This is a genomic window from Bacillus sp. OK048, from assembly GCF_900103525.1.
In the GTDB taxonomy this organism is placed as follows: domain Bacteria; phylum Bacillota; class Bacilli; order Bacillales; family Cytobacillaceae; genus Neobacillus.
The window spans coordinates 1-21,827 of record NZ_FNHN01000004.1 but is presented as its reverse complement, the minus strand read 5'-3'; the positions used below and the strand labels follow the sequence as shown (position 1 = coordinate 21,827).

At 37.9% G+C, this 21,827-nt stretch carries 22 protein-coding genes and 1 rRNA gene; 15 read left to right on the top strand and 8 right to left on the bottom strand.

Going from position 1 to position 21,827, the window contains the following annotated elements:
* Positions 1 to 154: 154 nt before the first annotated feature.
* Entirely contained in the window at positions 155 to 964 is an 810-nt protein-coding gene (gene recX, locus BLR86_RS08775; protein WP_090760419.1) for a recombination regulator RecX, read from the top strand.
* Positions 965 to 1,021: 57 nt separating this feature from the next.
* Complete coding sequence (locus tag BLR86_RS08770) at positions 1,022 to 1,345, top strand: YfhH family protein (protein WP_090760417.1); 324 nt, start codon at positions 1,022 to 1,024, stop codon at positions 1,343 to 1,345.
* A gap of 55 nt (positions 1,346 to 1,400) precedes the next feature.
* On the opposite strand, the gene BLR86_RS08765 is transcribed toward BLR86_RS08770, so the two are convergent.
* Positions 1,401 to 1,574, bottom strand: coding sequence for a small, acid-soluble spore protein K (locus BLR86_RS08765; RefSeq protein ID WP_090761064.1), 174 nt, complete (start codon positions 1,572 to 1,574; stop codon positions 1,401 to 1,403).
* Positions 1,575 to 1,714: 140 nt separating this feature from the next.
* Between BLR86_RS08765 and BLR86_RS08760 the strand changes: the two genes are divergently transcribed.
* Complete coding sequence (locus tag BLR86_RS08760; RefSeq protein ID WP_090760415.1) at positions 1,715 to 1,981, top strand: YfhJ family protein; 267 nt, start codon at positions 1,715 to 1,717, stop codon at positions 1,979 to 1,981.
* Positions 1,982 to 2,257: 276 nt separating this feature from the next.
* Here BLR86_RS08760 and BLR86_RS08755 read toward each other — a convergent pair whose 3' ends face one another.
* On the bottom strand, positions 2,258 to 3,241 hold the full coding sequence (locus BLR86_RS08755; protein WP_090760412.1) for a metal-dependent hydrolase: 984 nt from the start codon (positions 3,239 to 3,241) through the stop codon (positions 2,258 to 2,260).
* Between the two features lie 163 nt (positions 3,242 to 3,404).
* On the opposite strand from BLR86_RS08755, the gene mutY reads away from it, so the two are divergent.
* Positions 3,405 to 4,502 carry an A/G-specific adenine glycosylase gene (gene mutY, locus BLR86_RS08750; protein ID WP_090760410.1) on the top strand — a complete coding sequence of 366 codons (1,098 nt, stop codon included), beginning with the start codon at positions 3,405 to 3,407 and terminating at the stop codon, positions 4,500 to 4,502.
* Between the two features lie 422 nt (positions 4,503 to 4,924).
* On the opposite strand, the gene BLR86_RS08745 is transcribed toward mutY, so the two are convergent.
* Positions 4,925 to 5,149 (bottom strand): hypothetical protein, encoded by a 225-nt coding sequence (locus BLR86_RS08745; protein ID WP_090760408.1) that lies wholly within the window; start codon positions 5,147 to 5,149, stop codon positions 4,925 to 4,927.
* 107 nt (positions 5,150 to 5,256) lie between these two features.
* Between BLR86_RS08745 and fabL the strand changes: the two genes are divergently transcribed.
* The 5 genes from fabL (at position 5,257) to BLR86_RS08720 (ending at position 9,499) form a co-directional block, all read left to right on the top strand.
* Positions 5,257 to 6,006 carry an enoyl-[acyl-carrier-protein] reductase FabL gene (gene fabL, locus BLR86_RS08740; RefSeq protein WP_090760406.1) on the top strand — a complete coding sequence of 250 codons (750 nt, stop codon included), beginning with the start codon at positions 5,257 to 5,259 and terminating at the stop codon, positions 6,004 to 6,006.
* Positions 6,007 to 6,080: 74 nt separating this feature from the next.
* Positions 6,081 to 6,299 (top strand): gamma-type small acid-soluble spore protein, encoded by a 219-nt coding sequence (locus BLR86_RS08735; protein WP_090760405.1) that lies wholly within the window; start codon positions 6,081 to 6,083, stop codon positions 6,297 to 6,299.
* A gap of 296 nt (positions 6,300 to 6,595) precedes the next feature.
* The gene (locus BLR86_RS08730; protein ID WP_090760403.1) at positions 6,596 to 6,853 is read left to right on the top strand and encodes a YgaB family protein; all 258 of its coding nucleotides are present in this window, start codon (positions 6,596 to 6,598) and stop codon (positions 6,851 to 6,853) included.
* 194 nt (positions 6,854 to 7,047) lie between these two features.
* Positions 7,048 to 7,578: a nucleoside tri-diphosphate phosphatase gene (locus BLR86_RS08725; protein WP_090760401.1), complete on the top strand. Its 531-nt coding sequence runs from the start codon at positions 7,048 to 7,050 to the stop codon at positions 7,576 to 7,578.
* A gap of 145 nt (positions 7,579 to 7,723) precedes the next feature.
* Positions 7,724 to 9,499 (top strand): ABC transporter ATP-binding protein, encoded by a 1,776-nt coding sequence (locus BLR86_RS08720; RefSeq protein ID WP_090760399.1) that lies wholly within the window; start codon positions 7,724 to 7,726, stop codon positions 9,497 to 9,499.
* A 281-nt stretch (positions 9,500 to 9,780) separates the two neighbouring features.
* On the opposite strand, the gene BLR86_RS08715 is transcribed toward BLR86_RS08720, so the two are convergent.
* The 4 genes from BLR86_RS08715 to BLR86_RS08700 all read right to left on the bottom strand — a co-directional run bounded on the left by BLR86_RS08715 (position 9,781) and on the right by BLR86_RS08700 (position 17,380).
* Positions 9,781 to 9,891: a YjcZ family sporulation protein gene (locus tag BLR86_RS08715; protein ID WP_090760397.1), complete on the bottom strand. Its 111-nt coding sequence runs from the start codon at positions 9,889 to 9,891 to the stop codon at positions 9,781 to 9,783.
* Between the two features lie 160 nt (positions 9,892 to 10,051).
* Positions 10,052 to 11,125, bottom strand: a complete 1,074-nt coding sequence (locus BLR86_RS08710; protein ID WP_090760395.1) for an FUSC family protein — start codon at positions 11,123 to 11,125, stop codon at positions 10,052 to 10,054.
* 190 nt (positions 11,126 to 11,315) lie between these two features.
* A complete protein-coding gene (locus tag BLR86_RS08705) occupies positions 11,316 to 15,785 on the bottom strand; it encodes a glutamate synthase-related protein (protein WP_090761062.1) in 4,470 nt (1,489 codons plus the stop codon).
* Positions 15,786 to 16,084: 299 nt separating this feature from the next.
* A complete protein-coding gene (locus BLR86_RS08700; RefSeq protein WP_090760393.1) occupies positions 16,085 to 17,380 on the bottom strand; it encodes a glutamate-1-semialdehyde 2,1-aminomutase in 1,296 nt (431 codons plus the stop codon).
* A 154-nt stretch (positions 17,381 to 17,534) separates the two neighbouring features.
* Between BLR86_RS08700 and BLR86_RS08695 the strand changes: the two genes are divergently transcribed.
* From BLR86_RS08695 to perR, 4 genes are all read left to right on the top strand, one after another.
* Complete coding sequence (locus BLR86_RS08695) at positions 17,535 to 17,939, top strand: potassium channel family protein (RefSeq protein WP_368086766.1); 405 nt, start codon at positions 17,535 to 17,537, stop codon at positions 17,937 to 17,939.
* Between the two features lie 66 nt (positions 17,940 to 18,005).
* Entirely contained in the window at positions 18,006 to 18,476 is a 471-nt protein-coding gene (bcp, locus tag BLR86_RS08690) for a thioredoxin-dependent thiol peroxidase (protein ID WP_090760391.1), read from the top strand.
* A gap of 240 nt (positions 18,477 to 18,716) precedes the next feature.
* Positions 18,717 to 19,268: a cob(I)yrinic acid a,c-diamide adenosyltransferase gene (locus tag BLR86_RS08685; protein WP_090760389.1), complete on the top strand. Its 552-nt coding sequence runs from the start codon at positions 18,717 to 18,719 to the stop codon at positions 19,266 to 19,268.
* A gap of 109 nt (positions 19,269 to 19,377) precedes the next feature.
* On the top strand, positions 19,378 to 19,815 hold the full coding sequence (gene perR, locus BLR86_RS08680) for a peroxide-responsive transcriptional repressor PerR (protein WP_090760387.1): 438 nt from the start codon (positions 19,378 to 19,380) through the stop codon (positions 19,813 to 19,815).
* Between the two features lie 37 nt (positions 19,816 to 19,852).
* Here the strand turns inward: perR and BLR86_RS08675 are convergent, their stop codons facing one another.
* Positions 19,853 to 20,203, bottom strand: a complete 351-nt coding sequence (locus BLR86_RS08675; RefSeq protein ID WP_090760385.1) for a YgzB family protein — start codon at positions 20,201 to 20,203, stop codon at positions 19,853 to 19,855.
* Positions 20,204 to 20,350: 147 nt separating this feature from the next.
* Here BLR86_RS08675 and BLR86_RS08670 point away from each other — a divergent pair, with 147 nt between their 5' ends.
* Both BLR86_RS08670 and BLR86_RS08665 read left to right on the top strand, forming a co-directional pair.
* On the top strand, positions 20,351 to 21,226 hold the full coding sequence (locus BLR86_RS08670) for a nucleotidyltransferase-like protein (RefSeq protein ID WP_090760383.1): 876 nt from the start codon (positions 20,351 to 20,353) through the stop codon (positions 21,224 to 21,226).
* Positions 21,227 to 21,508: 282 nt separating this feature from the next.
* Positions 21,509 to 21,827 (top strand): 16S ribosomal RNA (locus BLR86_RS08665); the annotation flags it as partial.

Here is a 21,827-nt window from a genome sequence, read left to right as displayed (position 1 = left end):
ATTTATTTGTTAATGGTTACGAAGCTTATGGTAAAAAATTAAGCACATTTTCCATTTTTACCTATATGGGAAAAAAGATACTTTTTTTAGGAAATATATTTTCAAAACATCCCGTAAAAAAGAAATATGGTAAAGTAGTGGTGAGGTGAATAAGGTGGCTATTATTACAAAAATCACCACTCAACAAAAGAATAAAGATCGCTTTAATATTTTTTTGGACAAAGGTAAAGGGGAAGAATATGCCTTTAGTGTCGATAGTAATGTCTTGATAAGATTTCAATTGAAAAAAGGTATGGCAATTGATGAATTTTCGATTTTGGAAATTCAATTGCAAGACGACATACGTAAGGCATATAATCTGGCCATTAATTATTTGGCGAGAAGAATGAGATCTGAAAAGGAAATTAGGGAGTATCTTGCAAAAAAGGAAGTGGAGGAACCTATTGCTAATGAAGTTCTCCATAAATTGGCTGCACAAAGATATACAAACGATGAGGAATTTGCTTTCTCGTTTGTAAGGACACAAAAAAATACAACAGATAAAGGTCCAGATTTAATTCGGATCGAATTAAAGGAAAAAGGGATAAATGAGGCAATAATTAAAGCTGCCATAAAGGAATATCCTTTAGAGGAACAAGTTGAAAAAGCGATCAAGGTATCAGAAAAGTTAAACAAAAAGAGTGTCAAGGAATCGCAAAGAATTGCTAAGCAAAAGGCGGAGCAATTGCTATTAAGAAAAGGATACCCGTTTGATATTATCCATTTAGCATTAAATGAAGCCGATATGGAAAAAGAAGAAGATGAAGAAATGGAAGCTATTAAGTACCAAGGCGAAAAAGCTCAGAGAAAGTATAATAAATACAGTGGTTTTGAATATATCCAAAAAATGAAAGAGGCCTTATACCGAAAAGGATTTTCAATGGATGTAATTGAAAAATACTTAGAAGAAAGTAAAAAATCATAACACCTTAAAAATAACGATACTAAAATAAAAGAAAAAACGAAAATGGGAGTGGAAAGGATGCATCAGGAGAAACGATACAGTACGATGACAGAACAGGAATTAAAACAAGAAATTGCACAGCTTTTAGAAAAGGGGAGAAAAGCCGAGCAAATGGGAATGGTTAGTGAATATGCTGTACTAGAAAGAAAAGCGACTATGGCTAGAGCATACTTGATGGATCCAACATCCTTTAAACCAGGTGAAATTTATGAACTTGAAGGTGACCCTGGTGAATATTTTAAAATCGACTACATAAATGGAGTATTTGCTTGGGGATATCGTCTTAAAGGGGATGGGAAAGAGGAAGCACTGCCAATTTCGATGTTGAAATGGTTAAAATAATTATGGACAAACCAGAGAGGAAATCTCTAGGTTTGTCCATGTGCGAGAGCAAATATTAAAAATACTCAGGTGTATCATTTGCACGCTGACCAGAAGCACGCATCCGCTCTTGGGGATGTGTGTTAATAGTGCCGTCCGCTCGTTTTGAGGCGTATTCAGCTTTGGCCCTAGGCTCTCCCTCTAACTTGTTATTATTTTGGTTCGGGAAATTTCTTGCTTTATTTCTCACCATGTTGGTACCTCCATCTAAAGGGAATGAGAAACACCGTGAATAGCAAAGTGTTGTCACACCAGTGCTTACCACGTGATGATAGTATTTGAATTTATGGTTCAGGTTATGTTATAAGAAATTGGCAATGAGGTGAGTGTATGAAGGATTACCACGAAAGATTAGTAAAATTATTACTAGAAAAAAATGAACAGATTTCTCCCAATCAGGCGCTAACATGGGTGGAGTTAATGTGGGATGATTTTGAAACTACCGCTGCGAAGGCTGGGAGGGATTACCTCGGCAGTGAAATGACGGAAAGAATTGTTAGACAGTGGATTGAAAATTATGGGGATAGGCTCCATGACTTTATAGCCAAGAATCCCAAATATCAACACTTCCTAAATCAAGATAAAAACTCGTTATAAGAAAAGCGATGACAAAAGTCATCGCTTTTCTTATAAGATAAGGATAATTTTTTTAACTTAGGTTGCTGTCCAGCTCCAGCGCCCTAGCGGCTAGTGTCCTTCGCTCTCCGCCCTACGATAAGTCAACATCGAATCACCTCCGGCTCTTCGTGTTTCCTTTATCTCGGTTGGAGCGCTCCACAAGGAACGCTTCGGCAGCATAGGCTTCGCACGTAGGAAAAGCGTTAGCTTTTACGAGGAGGCCATACGCCGCTGACCAGGGCGCTTGCGCTTTTCTTAATCTGCTGGTAATATACTTAGTTTTTTCCTTAATTTCTTTTCACTGAACACCCAGCCAGTATAAGAGCTGATTGGATTTAAATTTACATCTAGTTGTACCACCGCCACGAATGGATAGTGACCATTGCTTCGATAGCGCAGATCAATAAACCGGACTTCGTAAAAGTCATTGTACTCATCTAATTCCCAGCGGTAGACAGGGGAAAAGGATAGAAAGGCAGCTAGATTTTTATCCTTCTTTGCAGCTTCAAGAACGGGCGTCTTTGGAACTGGTATTCGTTTGAATCGATCTACTATATCGACATTCGTTCCTAAAGCTTTGCCAACAAAAAACTCACTTTCGTTCATGGCGGCAATTCTCCATTGATGAAACTTCATGGTCGGAGCAATAATGATATCTGTAGCATCAGGAATTATTTTTAAAACTTCAGCCCTTACTTTTCGCTGGACATGAAAGCGAAGGACATAATATCCAATTAATACTACAAACATCGATAAAAAAGTATAACCAGGATCAGCGCCTATGACCCATATAAGTATTGCTACTATGTGTATACCAAAGATAATCGGGTCAAAGGTATTAATTACCCCAAGTGCAACCCATTTAGATGTAAAAGGTCTAAGAGCTTGTGTACCATATGCGTTAAAAATGTCTACAAATACATGGATGAAGACTGCAGCAAATGTCCATCCCCACAGGTGTAAAAGATTTGCTTCTGGAAAAAAAGGATAAATGACCGCTAATAGGATAAGCGGCCATAATAGTACAGCCGGAATAGAATGGGTGACACCACGATGATTTCGGATATAGATAGCATTATTTCTTAACTTTAACACGGTATCAATATCGGGTATTTGTGAGCCAACAATTGTAGCAATTAATACACTGGTTGCTGTTACAGAGCTGCCAGCCACCACAGGGTCTAGAGTTGCCAGACCACCTAGAGCAATTCCCATTACAACGTGAGTTCCAGTATCCAAAAGGAAAAATCCTCCTTCAATAATTATCTAACTTAGCACCTATCAAGGCACCTCTGCTTTTCTTTTTTCTTGTCAAAATGAACAAATTGGCTTATCGTTAAAAAATGCTTATTATTATATTCCCTTATTTTGTTTAGTTTAACAGTCAGGAGGCACTTTTGAAATGGTGAATGAGCTGAAAAATATAGAAAAAATCTCAATAAAAAAATTTCAAGATGATTTAATCTCCTGGTTTAAAGCTGAACAACGAGAATTACCATGGAGAAAAGACCAGGATCCATATAAAGTTTGGGTTTCAGAAATCATGCTCCAACAAACTAGAGTCGATACGGTTATCCCTTATTTTAATCGATTTATCGAATGGTTTCCAACGATAGAAGACCTTGCAGAAGCAAATGATGATAAAGTACTAAAAGCTTGGGAAGGACTAGGTTATTATTCGCGGGTAAGAAATTTACATTCAGCCGTTAAGGAAGTAAATGAGAAATACAATGGTCAGGTACCGAATACACCAAAAGAAATTTCAAGCCTTAAAGGTGTAGGTCCTTACACGGCTGGCGCCATTTTGAGTATTGCCTATGGCATTCCTGAACCGGCTGTGGATGGCAACGTGATGAGGGTTTTATCAAGAATTCTTTCGATTTGGGAGGATATTGCCAAGCCATCTACGAGGAAGGTGTTTGAAAACGCTGTTAGGCAGCTGATCTCCCATGATGAACCTTCAGAATTTAATCAGGCATTAATGGAACTAGGTGCGTTAATCTGTACACCAACATCTCCTTCTTGTTTACTCTGCCCCGTTCGGGAGCATTGCCAAGGCTTTCATGAGGGAGTCGAGACTGACCTTCCAGTAAAGTCAAAAAAGAACTCACAAAGAACAGTAGAACTTGCGGCAGTTATTCTAAAGGACGACAGTGGAAGAATCTTAATTCATAAGCGACCTGGAAGTGGCCTATTAGCAAATTTATGGGAATTTCCAAATGTTGAGATTCATCAACCTTTTGTGCTCGAACGTGCCCAAATAGCTGACCTTTTCCACGATTCATTTGATATGGATATTCAACTAGAAAAGGGTATTGGCCAAATTGAACACATTTTTTCACATCTGATTTGGAATATTCGCGTCTATACTGGCACGATTAGCACAGATTTCCAGGAAAGCATTGATTGGAAATTTATCACATTAGCTGACATGGAAGAGTATGCCTTTCCAGTTTCTTATCATAAAATCTTAAAGCTCTATCAGGAACATAGCAAATAAAGAACGCCAGATGTTTGTTGCCGTTCTCAGGTCTAGGTGATTGTTATTAAGCCGATGATGATGACCAAAACTCATGGGAAAACTCATAGAACTGGTTATCATGAGACTGATGATGACCAAAACTCATCGAAAAAATTAAGGAAATGGTTATCATGACACTGATGACGACCAAAACTCATGGGAAAACTCATAGAAATGGTTATCATGACACTGATGACGACCAAAACTCATTGAAAAACTCATAGAAATGGTTATCATGACACTGATGACGACCAAAACCGATCGAAAAAATCAAGGAAATGGTCATCATTATACTGATGAAGACCAAAACTGATCGGAAAAATAAAGCAAATGGTCATCATTACAAAGATGATGACCAGAATTCATGGATATGAACGCCAGATGTTGGCGTTCATTTTGCTTCAGTCATATCCAGTTTGCGTACCATGAGTATAATCCGCTTCTTGACGCTCCAATCCGCCTCTATTTTCTATCTCTTCAATGATTTCCCGATGTATAGTAACACCTTCACTATTTAAATAAGGAGCTATTTGTTGGAGAGAATGATGAAAAAAAGCCAACTCGCTTTTTTCCCATTCCGATTTAGCAACCATTGAAAGTTCTGTCATATCACGTCCTACGTACATATGCTTCTTCCTCTCTGTTTTATAGCTATAGGTTTTGTAATCAATTGTCTTCTATTCATGAAAAGGCTAAAATAAAAACAATACTAAAATTTAAGGGGATATAATTTATGACACAAAGAGTAGCACTTATAACAGGAAGTAGCAGGGGAATAGGGAAGGCCACAGCCTTGAGGCTTGCTCAATCGGGGTATGACATCGTCATAAACTATGCAAGAAGTAAAAAGTCTGCACTTCAAGTAGCAGAAGAAATAGAAGCTTTGGGTAGAAAGGTATTAGTAGTGAAAGCGAATGTCGGTGATGTTAGTAAAATTAAGGATATGTTCAGTCAAATCGATCAAGAATTCGGCAGGTTAGATATTTTTGTTAATAATGCTGCCTCTGGAGTTCAACGCCCGATTATGGAACTTGAAGAAAATCACTGGGATTGGACATTAAATATTAATAGTAAGGCATTATTATTCTGTGCGCAGGAAGCAGCGAAGTTAATGGAGAAAAATGGTGGCGGTAAGATTGTTAGTATTAGTTCTTTAGGTTCTATTCGGTACTTAGAGAATTACACAGTAGTAGGTGTATCTAAAGCTGCTCTTGAGGCGTTGACAAGATATTTGGCGGTAGAATTAGCGGCGAAGAATATAGTTGTGAATGCGGTCTCTGGTGGTGCCATTGATACAGAAGCATTAACTCATTTTCCAAACCGTGAGGAGCTTCTTCAAGAAGCAAAGAAGAAAACACCAGCTGGCCGGATGGTTGAAATTGATGATATGGTAAATTGTATTATGTTCCTTTTATCTGAAGAATCTAGCATGATCAGAGGGCAAACAATTATTGTTGATGGTGGTATTTCATTGCTCGTGTAACCAAATTTTCATAAAAAAACTTTGGATAGTCTCCACATCACCTGGGTATCTTAATTTTTGTGGAGGTGATACCAATGGCAAAATTCAATCAACAACCAAACAAAACAACTGCTGGAACTAACGTTCAAGAAGTTAGACAGCAAAATGCTCAATCTCAAGGCGGTGCAGGTTCAGCTGGTCAATACGGAACTGAATTCGCTAGCCAAACAGATGCTGCAGAAGTAAAAAAGCAAAATCAGCAATCTCAAGCTAACAAAGGCCAAGGCAATTCTGGTCAATATGGCCAAAGCTAATAATAATTAGTAAAGAGAAGGCACTCTTATTCGTATAGAGTGCCTTCTTTATGTGAAAAAAATAGATAATTGTCTAGCTACAGCGCCTAGGGGCTCGGGGTCATAAGCCAATCCGTCAGAAAGGTTAAAGAACAACCTTCCCGCCGGCTCGTCTTATGCCTGTCGCCCCTGGTCAAGGCGCTTCCGCTTTTCGTTAAATCGACAAAAGTTCTCTTGAGTCTACATAAGTTGTCAAAGGATTATATCTGTTTGTTAAAGAATACATAGTAGGAAGAAAATATAAGGCGGTGTGGTAAATGGATCATTTTAACCGTTTAGTATCTGAACAGATGATGACAATGGAAAAATTACTATACCTTCAAGGAGAACTTGAACGTTGTCAAGAAATCGAAGAACAACTACAGACTTTACAAAATGAAACGGAATTAGAGAGTGTTCAATTTGATATCAATCAAATGAAAAAGGAATTAAAAGAGATTCAGGAAATCTTCGAAAAACAAACGGAAGAAGTCATTCAATCATATCGTGAAACGGACTTAGAGCCTTCTATTTAGGTCGAAAATCGAAATTTGAATGAAAAATAGGCAATTTTTTTCAAAGAGTCATTGAAATCAATGGCTCTTTTGTTTTAAATTCTGTATTCAACCGTTATAATAATAAGAAATAGTAAATAACTTTGTTACCATTTGTCGTTTATTTGCAGGAGGATCGGTTACAAAGCGTTTAGGAAGGAAAGAAGGGGAGAATCATGGGCGTACCCATCGAAGGTGTACCAATACAAATACATAGCTATAAACACAATGGGCACATCCATCGCGTCTGGGAGGAAACGACCGTATTAAAAGGGTCGCAAAATTTAGTGATCGGCGGGAATGATCGCACAATTGTAACGGAATCGGATGGAAGAACATGGATTACAAGAGAACCTGCTATATGTTATTTTCATTCACAGTATTGGTTTAATATTATTGGAATGATTCGTGAAGATGGTATTTATTACTATTGTAATCTAAGCTCACCATTTATTTTTGATGGAGAAGCAGTTAAATATATTGACTATGACCTTGATATTAAGGTTTTTCCTGATATGACGTTTAATCTGTTAGACGAAGATGAATATGAACGGCATCGTCGTGAGATGAAATATCCCGAAGTGATCGATCAAATTTTGAAACGGAATGTTGAGAAGCTCATTCACTGGATTCGGCAGCGCAAAGGGCCTTTTGCCCCAGATTTTATTGATATCTGGTATGAGCGGTATTTAACATACAGACGATAATGGAAATAATGTTTCACCGCCTAGGAAAGATGATGAAGGTACCTACAACTATAGGTAGTAGCTGCCTTCATCATCTTTCCTGTGTTGACGGTCTAATGCTGGTTTTGATTACGATTAACAGGAAAACCAGGAAGGGGGGGCTATTTTGAGTAGTGTACGCAGGTATCTTGAATTTGTAAAACCATATCGAATTCAAATCATAGGAACCATTTTTATTGGAGTATTAAAATTTGCCATACCACTAATGATTCCAATGTTAATTAAGTATGTGGTTGATGATATTATTGGGAAAAGCGGCTTAAGTAGTGATGAAAAAATAAATAAATTGCTCATCATTATGGGGATTATGATTTTAGTTTTTGTCGTCCTTAGACCGCCCATCGAGTATTATCGTCAATATTTTGCCCAATGGACTTCAAGTAAAATTCTGTATGATATCCGGGACCGGATGTATTCACATATACAGAAACTTAGCTTTAAATATTATGCCAATACTCGTTCAGGAGAAATTATTTCACGTGTCATTAATGATGTTGAGCAAACAAAAACATTTGTAATAACCGGTTTAATGAATCTTTGGCTTGATATGGCAACGATTGTTATTGCGATTATCATTATGTTTTACATGAATGTTAGTCTTACTCTTGTTTCTATTTTGTTGTTTCCACTCTATGCTATTTCGATAAAGTATTTTTTTGGAAATCTTCGAAAGCTTACTCGGACACGCTCCCAAGCACTTTCAGAGGTACAAAGCTATTTACATGAACGTGTACAAGGAATGCCGGTGATTAAAAGCTTCGCGATTGAGGAGTTTGAACAAAAGCAGTTTGACAAACAAAATAAAAACTTTTTAGAAAAGGCCTTAGAGCATACTAGTTGGAATGCTAAGTCCTTTGCTGCCGTTAATACGATTACCGATATTGCACCGCTGCTAGTTATAGGCTACTCTGCTTACCTTGTTATTCAAGGAAGTTTATCGCTAGGAACAATGATTGCGTTTTTTGCTTATATTGATAAATTGTACAGTCCTTTAAGAAGACTAGTGAATTCATCAACGACGCTCACACAATCTTTTGCTTCAATGGATCGGGTATTTGAATTCTTGGATGTAAAGTATGATATCGTCGACTCTCCTAATGCAATTGAGTGTAAGGATGTAAAGGGGGACATTATCTTTGATCATGTTCAATTTACATACAATGAATCAGAAGAGATGATCCTTAAAAACATCAACCTTAATGTGAAAAAAGGGGAGACGATTGCCCTTGTTGGGATGAGTGGCGGAGGAAAGTCGACACTCGTCACCTTAATTCCTCGTTTCTATGATGTTACCGAAGGAAGAATCCTTTTAGATGGAGTAGATATACGTAATTTTAATGTTCAATCTCTAAGAGACAAAATTGGGGTAGTTTTCCAAGATAATATCTTATTTAGTGACTCTGTTAAGAACAATATCTTACTAGGTAAACCCGGAGCAACGGATGAAGAGGTTTATCAAGCTGCTAAAGCGGCCAATGCTCACGATTTTATCGTGAATCTAGCAAATGGTTATGATACCAAGGTGGGAGAACGAGGAGTAAAGCTTTCGGGCGGACAAAAGCAAAGAGTTGCTATCGCTCGCGTATTTTTACGAAATCCACCCATTTTAATACTAGATGAAGCAACATCAGCCCTTGATTTAGAAAGTGAACACCTGATTCAGGGAGCACTTGATGAGCTAGCAAGGGACAGGACGACATTTGTTGTAGCCCACCGGTTATCGACCATCACCCATGCTGATCGGATTATTTTAATTGAACATGGGCAAATAGTTGAAGTAGGCACACATGATGAATTAATGGCGAAACAGGGCAATTATTTTAGATTATTTCAAGTGCAGCAGCTTGAACATCATAAAGAAAAAACGCCGCTGCAAGCATAGATATAAGCAACAAGAAATGACGTATGTTCAATTTGGCATACGTTATTTTTGTATTTAATTGTAATTAGAAAGTCTTACCCTCCATTAATGGAGGGGTTTCGCTCTGGAATAGTATATACAAAGGTTTTTCAACAATTGAGCAGATGCAAGAGCTAAAAATAATCAATTTTTTAACAAGTTCAAATCCAATCCTGATTAAAAAATTAATTAGAAAAAGAAGCGTCGGTTGACGCTTCTTTCCTTTAAAGAAGTAGTATTTGGTTCTGTGTTACCTTTACAGGTTAGTACCCACTCATGAAACTTGTGCCAACAATAACTAAAAGAACGAATAGAACCACGATAAGCGCGAAGTTCATTCTAGATCCACCACTATATCCACCTTGGTTTGACATAATGTATCACCACCTCTTTATAGAATCTATATAATATATGGAATGATGGTAAATCTGAAATGGACAAACATGGAATTTTAAATATATAGATCAATCACTTATTAGTTATAATTTTGGTGTAATAAAAAAAACTTACCAAAACTGTGGTAAGTTTTCTTTTTTATTCGATTTCCTTCTGTTCAATGGATACCTCATTATGATGAAAGGCATGAAAGCTTGTTATCAACGTATCAAGATGTTCAACTTGTTCCCCATAATCAATAATGGAAGAAATAATTTGCATGGTATGATATAAATGTGGATCGTCTTGATCACTGTAAAGCTTTTGATGGGTCAAGAACAAGTTGAATAGTTCTTTTTTATTAATACAAGTATTCGTCTCACTATCCAAGGGTGTTGGCACTTTGCCGATAAACCGTAGCATTAATTGCTCATGATGGTAAATGACACTGTCAAGCTGCTCTTGTATCGACTGTTTAAAGCCTTCGGGCAGGTGAAGCATTTCATTTTCATATCGATGAAGCTTTTTTAGGGTATCAAGTGCTCTTTTAGCAGCCGAGGTCATTTGCCTAAAAATCACTAGTTTTCTTGACTTTTCCAAGCTAATCTTTTTAAAATAACTTCTTTCTTCTTTATACATTAAGTAGAACTGCCCGATTTTTATCAAGTTATCTTTTAATTTTTCAATATCTGCTTTTAAAAGATTATGATCGAAGTCATGGCGGGTACTTAGCCGTATCCAGCGGATAATTTCCTCAGTGGTATCAGATATTTTAAAATAAAGCTTCTTTTCATATTTTGGCGGCAGGAAGACAAGGTTGACGACAAATGCGGAAAATACCCCAATCATAATCGTTGAAAAACGAATTCCTGCGAACGGAATAAAATCAGTGCCCGGGGTTTCCATAATCGAAAGCAGTGTAACGAGTGAAAGCCCGATTGTATTTCCAATTTTCAATTTAAGGTTGATAACAATTACAATAATGGCAGCTAAACCAATGATGATAATGTGATTTCCTAATAAAAGGACAAAAATGACTGCGAGTATAGCACCAATTAGATTACCTTGTATTTGTTCAACAATCGATAAAAAGGAACGATAAATCGTTGGTTGGATTGCAAATATGGCAGCAATGCCTGCCAATACAGGAGAGGGCGAGTGCAGCAGCTGTGCTAAGTAAAGGGATAAGACAATAGCAATTCCCGTTTTAAAAATGCGGGCACCTAACTTCATTCCAAATGGTTTCCTTTCAAATTTAAATGATTTGTATATAGTTTACCTTATAATGAACAACTAGGTACTATACATGGATTAAAACATTTTATCAAGAGATATTATATGAATTTATTCAAGTTATAGTTACAGATATTTTCTAAAACGAAAAAAAGAACGTCCACTTAATAAGCGGACGTTCTCCTATTAATCATTCCGTAGATACAGCTGGATCAGCTTGTTCTTTTACTGGAACAATTTGAATAAAGTGATCTTCTGGGTTAGAGAGTAATGAACGAAGCAGATTGGCTTCTTCTATCTGCCCGTCGTCTGCAAGTAAATCTGTATATTTACCTAATAGCTCTGTCACATCTTTTTTGCCATTTTCGGTCAAACTCATGACCGAAACCTTAGCACCTTTTGCAATCCTTCTCTTTATCGCTTCAACGGTCAATCCCATTTCAGGCTGCTTCCGAACATACACGACTCCACCTGTCATTCCGGCGCAAATCCATGGACCTGGGTCTCCCAAAACTAATCCACGACCGTTGGTCATATATTCAAAAGCAAATCCTTTAATGTTTGCATTGGCTCCAATATTACCAGCCTCTTTTTCAGGAATTGGCTTCCTCACAAAACCACCGATGATGATATCAGCACCAGATAGACGGATCCCGGCACGGGCGTCGGCATTACCCTGGGCAACTAAAAGACCTTTTTGTGCACCATATCCGAATCCCTTTCCAACGGAACCATTATAATAGTTGCCATTTTTTCCTTTTGATTTAAGGATATAAATATTTCCGCCAAATGAAGTTTTTCCAACACCATCTTGACCGCCGCCATTAACCGTGATTTCAATTCCGCCACTATTATAGGCACCTAAGCCATTACCAGGAATGGAACCATACTTATACTTAAGCTGTACAGGAGGGAGCTGCTGGTATGACCCATCAAGGCGTCCGCGAACACGGTGACAAGAAACTCTGCTTCCTAACACGCGCTGATCAGAGGTAACACTTTCAAACTCACGAGAAGAATGTAATTGCTCCACGCTGGCGTCTAAATATTCAGCACCCACAGCCACTTGCATTTGGACTTCTTGGAAAGCCTTTGATTCTTCTGTTTTTGTGAATTGGCTAATTTCTAGCGGCATTAATAAATAAGATAAGCTAAGTTGATTTCTCCCTTTAACTTGCTCAAGTAAATCAGAACGTCCAACTGCATCTTGTAAATTCGTAATACCGACAGAAGCAGCCAATGACTTTAATTCACCACCAAAGGAAGAAAATAGATTCATGATTCCATTAACCGCTAAGTCAAGCTGACGTGGTACAAAGCGGCGAAGTCCATGTTCCTTCGCTTGAACTTCAGACTCAATTTGGGTAGCAATTCCAACGTGACATGTATCTAGATGGCATCCACGACAAGTAGTACAGCCGATTGCCAGCATGGAAAGAGTTCCAAAGCCCACACGGTTTGCACCTAGGAGCATGATCTTCATGACATCCATAGCACTCTTCATTCCACCGTCAGCCCATATTTCTACTTTATTACGGAGTCCGCTTTCGAGCAATGCATTATTTGCTGCTTTAACGCCAATCTCCACTGGGAGTCCAACATACTGAAGAGCATGTATTCTGGCGGCACCAGTACCGCCGTCAAATCCGCTTAAAGTAATAATATCAGCGCCGGCTTTCGCGATCCCAACAGCAATCGTTCCGATATTAGGGACGACAGGGACTTTTACAGCAATTCTCGCTTGGTCGTTACCCGTTTTTAATTCGAGAATCATTTGAGCTAAATCTTCTATTGAATAGATATCGTGGTTGTTTGATGGCGAAATTAAATCTGAACCAAGCGTAGCATTACGTGCTGCCGCAACCTTAGCAGTTACCTTTGAACCAGGCAGGTGTCCCCCTTCGCCTGGCTTCGCGCCTTGACCGATTTTTATTTCTAATAGATTAGAAGAGTTTAGAAGCTCAGCATTTACTCCAAAACGGCCAGAAGCAATTTGTTGTCCTCGTGTTTTTGGATATTTCCCCAGCATATCCTTGATTTCACCGCCCTCGCCATTTAGACTGACCATGTTTAGGCGGTCGGCACCTTCAGCGTACGCTCTAAATGCGATCTCATTTTGTGACCCAAACGACATGGAAGAAATAATAAATGGTAAATCATGCTCACCAACAGTAATATCAACGTCCGCTGGAGAAATAGCCTGACTGCTTTTCTTTAATTGAACTAAGTGACGAATGGTCGTAGGATTCTGCTCTTCCTGTTCACTGATCTTATCCCGATAGGCACTGTAGTCACCAGTTGCTGCAACTTCACCAATAGCCTTCCAAATACGAGGGAAGAGGTGGAAAGTTTTTCCGACTCTTTCTTTTTCGTTCTGGTAATCTGCTGCTCTTGAAAAAGAGTCATTCTTCATTGCTTCAAAATCATTCTCTATTTCCTTCGAGCCAAAGAAGTTAACGATATTTAACACATTAGCAATATCTTCATGTAAACCAATGCTTGAGTACAATCTGCCATATCCACGTAATTCATGAATACCGATAGTTGAAATTACTTTTTCAATGCCTTTTGTTAACGCGCTGTAAAGGTTTATTAGAGGTTTAGTTTCCTCCTCAAGAACCGTCATGAACATGTAATATGGACTAATTAAATCAGCACCTAATCCAAAAACAGTAACGATGTCATGAAGTGATCGAATCGCTGCAGAGCGTAATACTATAGAACAATCTCTTCGTAGTCCTGTTTTGACCAATGCCTGGTCAATGGCAGATGTGACTAAATGTGGATCAATCCAGTAAAAATTATCCTGATGAGCGTTTGCGTCATCGAGGACAAGTAAACACTTTCCGGATTGGACAGCTTGGATGGCTTCATCAGAAATTCTGGTTAGGGCAGTATCAATAGTCTCTTCTATCCTAAAAGTAGCCGAAATAAACGAAACAAGTTTTTGTTTTTGGAAATGTCCAACAACTTGGTCAAAGCTAGGTTGACCAATGGACTCTAAACAGCTATAACCTGCTTTACCTTCTAATAGAAGAGGGGAAGTTAATTCAAGAACAGTGTCTGTCTTTTCATTCGTGAATAAGGCAGGGCGTTTTCCAATAATAACGCGTGTTGAAAAATGCTCTGTTTCACGGTCGCGGTCTATAGCTGGATTGGTTACAACTGCAACGCTTTCTTTAATATAGTCCGCAATATTTTTACGTTCAGGATTAAGGGCAGCAAGTGGTGCATCATGGCCAAGGGAACGAATAGGTTCAACACCCTTTTCAGCCATTTGCTCGATCAATTGGATGTGGTCCCTTTCCCAGCCAAACGCTTTATATTGTCCATTATGAATTTTATCAGGATAATTCATGGTAATGTTTTTTTCAAGAGTGGGAATTTGTAAACGGACTCTTGAATCTTGAAGGCTTAAACGCTTAGAAAAACGGGAATAAACCTCTTGTTGGAAGTGATTTTGCTCGTAAACGTTTAATATACCATCGCTCCACTTAAAGCCGACTTTTTCTCCAGGGGCTAATGGCTTAGGATCGTTTACATACTCACTGGAAGGAATGATTCCTGGTTCAGATGAAAATAGATAGGAGGTTTCGGTTTCAAGCATCCAGAGTGGCCGCAATCCTAAAGCATCGACACTAAAAACGGCTTCGTCGCCGTATCTGGAAATAATGCCAGCTGGACCTTGAGCAAAATGGCCCCATGCCTCGCGAATATAAGTATATAAGTCTTGTAGATTTTCAGAGTAGGATTTTATTTCATTGATAATGGGTGGGAATAACAGATCAATCGCTTCGAATAAGGTATAACCTTCACGGCATATTATTGTTTCCATTGTCCGGCTTAAATCTTGTGAGTCACTGCCGTCTTTTACAAGGGGAACACCAATCATTCTTGCTTCATCACGAAGCTTTGCAATTGTATTGATTTCTCCGTTGTGTCCAAGTACACTAAATGGCTGTACTCGGAAAAAGCTTGAAAGTGTATTTGTAGAATATCGATTATGGCCGAGCGTTACAGAGGAGGCAACGATTGGGTTGGCTAAATCTTTGTAGAAGCGTGGGAGGATATCTCCTGCACCCATTACTTTATAAACAGCATGATTTTGGCTTAAAGACGCTACATGAACATGTTCATTAACTTCTAAATCAATGATCGCGTCAAATAAGACCTTCGTTAATTCTTGCCCTGCTTTGTTGGACAGACAGGCGAATTGCCAGAAAACGGGGTTCTCTTGAATCGCAATGGGACCTAGAGCACTAGAATCTGTTACTTGAATCGTTTCAAAAATGATATCTAAATTATAGTTTTTTAGTTTCTGAAGTAATTCATGTTTAATAGAATCCCAGTCAGCTTTTTGGCTAATAAAAATATGGCCAACAGCAAAGTTTTCTTTGTCTACATGGGAAGGGTCAACTCCAGCATGTAGTAGTTTTTCCTTCCATAAATCAGTAGGAATATCTACATGAATCCCAACTCCATCACCTTCACCATTAATGAAGCCAGCACGGTGATTCATCGTTACAAGGGCATCAATACAATCAAAAATGTTTTTTCTAGTAGCTTGCTTGTTTTTTTCTAGACAGGCAACAATTCCGCAGGCATCGTGTTCATGTTTATGGAAATCTTTAAAAAGGGAAGGGTTCCATCTTTCTGTCATATACATTGGGCTTTTAGCGGATATTCCTCTAAAGCCGCTTCACCTCCTATTAGCTTTTTAATGTAAGATTTGTTGTCTTAAAAGTGGGGAGATTAGAAAAAAAAGGTAAAAAATAATAATATTTATAATATCATACGAATTTTCAGAAATCAAATAAATATACAAGAATATGGATATGAAAATGGATAAATTTTGAGTTTGTTTAGATGTGTAAGGATTGAGATGTAAACGTTTTCAAAATAGTGAATAAAAAATAGAGAGTGATAAACACTCTCTATATCTGCATAAAAAATGTATATTTATTCGCCCTTAAGAAGAGAAAATGCATGATTTACTGCATGAAGTGTTGCTTCAATGTCCTCTTCAGTATGCGCAATGGTTAGAAACCATGCTTCGTATTTCGATGGTGCCAAGTTAATGCCTTGGTGAAGCATAAGTTTGAAGAATCTTGCAAACGTCTCGCCATCGGTATTTTCTGCCTGCTCGTAGTTCTCAATTTTTTCATTTGTAAAATAAACGGTGAGAGCTCCCTTCAAGCGATTGATGGTAATTTGAATATCGTGTTCCTTAGCTGCTTCCACTATTCCTTCCTCAAGCATTGCACCCAAGCGGTCTAGATAATCATAGATTCCTTCTTGCTTTAAAACTTCCAAACAGGCAATTCCAGAAAGGATTGATGCTGGATTTCCAGCCATTGTACCAGCTTGATAGGCAGGTCCAAGCGGTGCAACTTTTTCCATAATGTCTTTACGCCCGCCATAGGCACCAATGGGCAGACCACCGCCAATAATTTTTCCGAGGACAGTTAGATCCGGCTGTATACCCAATAAATCCTGTGCTCCGCCATACATAAACCGGAAAGCTGTAATAACCTCATCATAAATTACGAGTGCACCGGCAGCATGGGTTAAATCATTCACTTCTTGTAAAAAGCCCGGGTTTGGCTCAACAATTCCGAAGTTGCCAACGATAGGCTCAACAAGAACGGCAGCGATTTGATCACCCCATTTTTCTAAAGCTTCTTTAAATGGTTCAATATCATTAAATGGTACAGTAATAACTTCCTGTGCAATACTTTTTGGAACACCGGCAGAATCTGGAGTTCCAAGTGTAGCCGGTCCTGACCCAGCTGCAACAAGGACGAGGTCAGAATGCCCGTGATAACAGCCGGCAAACTTAATAATTTTATCTCGGCCAGTATAAGCTCGTGCAACACGAATGGTTGTCATTACTGCTTCTGTACCTGAGTTTACAAAACGAACTTTTTCTAAGGAAGGGATAGCTTCCTTTAGCATTTTCGCAAACTTTACCTCATGTGGTGTTGGTGTTCCAAATAGAACACCACTTTCTGCGGCTCTTTTTATCGCTTCTGTAATATGTGGGTGTGCATGCCCGGTAATAATCGGACCGTAAGCAGCCAGATAGTCAATATATTGATTGCCATCGACATCAAAAAAATAGGCACCTTGTGCTCGCTCCATCACGACCGGAGCCCCGCCGCCAACAGCTTTATACGAGCGGGACGGACTGTTAACCCCGCCGACAATATGTTCTAAAGCTTCATTATGTATCCGTTCTGAATTGGTAAATTGCATTATTTTTCCTCCCTGTGATGATTTCCTTCCTATTTTAGCACTTTTTTGCTGGACTTCTATTTGTTTTACTTTTGAAAAATTTTCAATCGCTACATAATATTTCGTCCAAGCTTGCATAGAAATAGAGTAACTGACTCAATTGAGGTGGCTGCTGTTGTTCTATTTTCTATTTCCAATCGTTATTTTTTGTATATTTATGAGTATAAGAACTTTGTTTATTCCAAACACCATAAAAGGAAAGTTTGTTTCTATTGAAAATGCGCTATTTTTAGGATCTATCTATCTGACAGTTATTCTCGGATTTGGACTCATCTATTTGTTGTTCGAATTAAAGGGGATATCAATGCTGGTAGAAACAAATCATGAAAACAACTATAACATGTTTGAAACTAGTTTTTATTTCAGTGCCATGACATTATTTTCTGTAGGGAATGGCGATGTAATTCCTCATGGCGTAGGTAGGATGGTTGCTGTGGTTGAAGCGTTAATTGGCTATACATTACCAGCTGCATTTGTTGCGCGTGCATTGATGGATCGTGAAGTGAAGGAAATCAAATAGTTGTATTGTTGATTATGTTTGGTTAGGCTAATGGAAGAGAATATTTTCCATGAGGTGATGGTAATCATGACAATTGAAATAGGAAAGCAAGCTCCTGATTTTACATTACAGGCTCATAATGGTGAGACCATTAAGCTATCAAGCTTAAAAGGAACAACTATCGTTTTGTATTTTTATCCTAAAGATATGACACCGGGTTGTACGACAGAGGCATGTGATTTTCGTGATCAAGTGGTCCAGTTTACTGAAGTAGATGCGGTTATCCTGGGAATTAGTCCTGATCCAGTTGACCGTCATCAGAAATTTGCGGAGAAATATGGCTTGCCATTCTTGTTGCTAGCTGATCCTGAACACCAAGTAGCAGAAGAGTATGGAGTTTGGAAATTAAAGAAAAACTTTGGCAAGGAATATATGGGGATTGAAAGGTCAACATTTATCATTGATAAAACTGGAACCTTAGTAAAGGAATGGAGAAAGGTTAAGGTTAAAGGACATGTTGAAGATGCGTTAACATACATTAAAGAAAACCTTATTTAACAGCCTATTTTCCATAGAAGAGGCATTTGTCCAATGCAAGTGAATGTGGTTTGAATATCATTTTATTAGGGCATACCTCCTCAGATAAAACTTGTTGGGTCGATTATCGACCCTTTTTTTAATGGAGTTTAATCCTTCTTACTTCATTGCGGCTTAAATAGGTGATATGATGAAAAAAATACATTCAACTAGATTTATTACTATTGATTCTGTACATATATTTCTAATGGGGGATGAAATATGAAGATTTATACGAAAACCGGTGATAAAGGAACTACATCTTTAATTTATGGGCAAAGGGTTGCGAAAAACGATCTGCGTGTAGAAGCATATGGAACCTGTGATGAAACGAATTCAATGATTGGATTAGCGTTGAGTTATTTGACCAATGAATCTTTTCAACAAAAAGAATTAATAGAGAATATGTATCATAAAATACAAACAAATCTTTTTCACGTTGGAGCAGAGTTGGCTACCCCGAAAGGAAAAGAAGTAAAGTGGTCACTTAAATCCAGTGATATTGAGGAATTGGAAAAGCAAATTGACGATTTAAATGAATCACTTCCTGAATTAACTAATTTTATCCTGCCTGGAGGACATTCAGCCGGCGCGGCGTTTCATGTTGCACGTACAACTGCAAGAAGAGCGGAAAGATGTGCGGTTTCTTTGGGGGATAACGTAAACCCTCTTGTTTTAGCCTATTTAAATAGGCTATCTGACCTTTTATTCGTAACAGCTAGATTTGTTAATCATGCACTAGGGAGTAAAGAGCAAACATTACACAAAGATTAATAGTAAACAATTGCTTAATTATGCTATTACAATATTGACAAAAGTATTAATTCCTTAGTAAACTATTTATAACAATTATAATTTAAGAATATTTTTGGAATAGAGGTGCATGGCGATGAATCAGTTGAAAGAGGCTTTGGAAACTTTAAAAGAAACAGGAGTACGGATCACTCCGCAACGTCATGCGATACTTGAATATTTAATAAACTCAATGTCACATCCTACAGCAGATGAAATTTATAAAGCCTTAGAGGGAAAATTCCCAAATATGAGTGTGGCAACTGTTTACAATAATTTACGAGTATTTCGTGAAGTGGGATTAGTAAAGGAATTAACTTATGGTGATGCTTCAGCTAGATTTGATTTTGTAACAACCCATCATTATCATGTGATTTGTGAGTCTTGCGGAAAAATAGTGGACTTTCATTACCCAGGGTTAGATGAAGTGGAACATCTTGCTTCCCATGTTACGGGATTCAAGGTAAATAATCACCGCATGGAAATTTACGGAACATGTCCAGAGTGTACAAGTAAAGAAGTACATTGATGAATAGAAATAAAAGCCGATTATTTAAAATCGGCTTTTATTTTTGAGGTTTTTTATTATATGATTCATCAAACTCTTTGCCGACAAGATTTGGGTCAAGGGTTAAAGGTTCGCGACAATACATACACATATCCACTTTTCCAAGCATTTTTGTATGTTTACCACAACTTGGACACTTTACTTGTATTGTTTTTGTGGATAACATCCCAATCCAAAAATAAACTACTGTGCTTGCAATAATAAATAAAAGACCAAAAAGCATGAAAATGGTCATAATAAGTGGAGAGTTACGAAAGTATATTCCACCATACATAACGATAAATCCGATAAATATTAAGGATAATGCAAAACTACGAATTTTATTAATCTTACTTGAATATTTAGCCATGTTTCCCCTCCTAGACAAACTATACCATATTTATTTCTTGTGAAAAAATGTTATGTTAATGAATGTCGAAATTTGTCTCTTTTATAAGAAGGAGATTTGTTATTACTGTCGAACATATAGTTATCCAGAATAATGGAGGAATGATGCATGAAAGACATTCTTCGGCCTATTTATCAGGAACGGGCTAGTCAATCTAATACTCTTGGGGTATTAATGGTAGAAAAAAGACATAAATCAGGTCATACAACAGATACGTTTGATGTTATACTGTTGATTATTGTAAAAGAGGCAGAACAGTCGGTATTAATAAAACATTATACCTATAACGAAAACAAAGCTGCTATGCATATTGTTACTGAGGAACAACTGAAAGATTGGCTATTATTAGGAACGAATCGAAAAATATTTGAATGGCTCCAGAGCGCAAAAATATTATTTGATCGAAATGAATATATTGCCAATCTAAAAACAGAGTTACGTGATTTTCCTTTTAATGGACGGAAGATAAAAATGGGCTTAGAATTTGCAAAATTAATAAGAAGGTATGTAGACGGGAAAGCTCTTTTTGATAACAAACAATACCTAGATGCTTATAATTATGTTGTGCATTCATTGCACCATTTGGCGAGACTTGCAGTGATTGAAAATGGTCTTCATCCAGAATTAACTGTCTGGCAGCAGGTTAAACAACTAGAACCTGAAATTGTAAAGTTATATGAAGAACTCGTAAACAGTGATGAGCCGATTGAAAAGAGACTGGAGTTATTGTTCTTAGCTAGTGAATTTATGATTCATTCTCGAACAAAAATGGGATGTGCTCATCTTTTAGATGTTCTAAGTACAAAAGAATATTGGACGTTTAATGAGATGCAGATCGAAAAGGAGCTAATCCATTATTCTGTTGATCTTGCTGTGCTGATTGAGTATCTAAATGAAAAAGGGTTAATTGATGTTGTTAGTCTTGATACAAAGGGCCAGGGAATATTTCATCGATGTTACCAAGTAAGCAAAAAATTATTGTAAAAAAACAATAAACCCTATTGACCTTTCGTGAGATACTTGATATATTAATAACCGTCGCTGCGAACGAGGAAATGAAAACTTTCGTAAGTGACGGTTTTCTTTTAAAAATACTATTGACATTGTAAATTGAACTGTGCTATATTAATAAAGTCGCTTGTGAGCGATGATTAGCAAAATGTAGTAGCCTTGTTCTTTGAAAACTAAACAAACAAGAACGTCAACAAACAATTTTTTAGCTTTTTATAAAAGCTAAGCCAACGTAACAAATGAGCTATATCAACTTTCTTGGAGAGTTTGATCCTGGCTCAGGACGAACGCTGGCGGCGTGCCTAATACATGCAAGTCGAGCGAATCTTGAGGTGCTTGCACCTCTTGATTAGCGGCGGACGGGTGAGTAACACGTGGGCAACCTGCCTGTAAGACTGGGATAACACCGGGAAACCGGTGCTAATACCGGATAACTCTTTTCCTCTCATGGGGAAAAGCTGAAAGTCGGTTTCGGCTGACACTTACAGATGGGCCCGCGGCGCATTAGCTAGTTGGTGAGGTAACGGCTCACCAAGGCGACGATGCGTAGCCGACCTGAGAGGGTGATCGGCCA

Coding starts and splice junctions, on each gene's coding strand:
- BLR86_RS08770 (WP_090760417.1), top strand. CDS start 1,022: ATGCATCAGGAGAAACGATACAGTACGATGACAGAACAGGAATTAAAA.
- BLR86_RS08760 (WP_090760415.1), top strand. CDS start 1,715: ATGAAGGATTACCACGAAAGATTAGTAAAATTATTACTAGAAAAAAAT.
- mutY (WP_090760410.1), top strand. CDS start 3,405: ATGGTGAATGAGCTGAAAAATATAGAAAAAATCTCAATAAAAAAATTT.
- BLR86_RS08745 (WP_090760408.1), bottom strand. CDS start 5,149: ATGTACGTAGGACGTGATATGACAGAACTTTCAATGGTTGCTAAATCG.
- fabL (WP_090760406.1), top strand. CDS start 5,257: ATGACACAAAGAGTAGCACTTATAACAGGAAGTAGCAGGGGAATAGGG.
- BLR86_RS08735 (WP_090760405.1), top strand. CDS start 6,081: ATGGCAAAATTCAATCAACAACCAAACAAAACAACTGCTGGAACTAAC.
- BLR86_RS08730 (WP_090760403.1), top strand. CDS start 6,596: ATGGATCATTTTAACCGTTTAGTATCTGAACAGATGATGACAATGGAA.
- BLR86_RS08725 (WP_090760401.1), top strand. CDS start 7,048: ATGGGCGTACCCATCGAAGGTGTACCAATACAAATACATAGCTATAAA.
- BLR86_RS08715 (WP_090760397.1), bottom strand. CDS start 9,891: ATGTCAAACCAAGGTGGATATAGTGGTGGATCTAGAATGAACTTCGCG.
- BLR86_RS08710 (WP_090760395.1), bottom strand. CDS start 11,125: ATGAAGTTAGGTGCCCGCATTTTTAAAACGGGAATTGCTATTGTCTTA.
- BLR86_RS08705 (WP_090761062.1), bottom strand. CDS start 15,785: ATGACAGAAAGATGGAACCCTTCCCTTTTTAAAGATTTCCATAAACAT.
- BLR86_RS08700 (WP_090760393.1), bottom strand. CDS start 17,380: ATGCAATTTACCAATTCAGAACGGATACATAATGAAGCTTTAGAACAT.
- bcp (WP_090760391.1), top strand. CDS start 18,006: ATGACAATTGAAATAGGAAAGCAAGCTCCTGATTTTACATTACAGGCT.
- BLR86_RS08685 (WP_090760389.1), top strand. CDS start 18,717: ATGAAGATTTATACGAAAACCGGTGATAAAGGAACTACATCTTTAATT.
- perR (WP_090760387.1), top strand. CDS start 19,378: ATGGCGATGAATCAGTTGAAAGAGGCTTTGGAAACTTTAAAAGAAACA.
- BLR86_RS08675 (WP_090760385.1), bottom strand. CDS start 20,203: ATGGCTAAATATTCAAGTAAGATTAATAAAATTCGTAGTTTTGCATTA.
- BLR86_RS08670 (WP_090760383.1), top strand. CDS start 20,351: ATGAAAGACATTCTTCGGCCTATTTATCAGGAACGGGCTAGTCAATCT.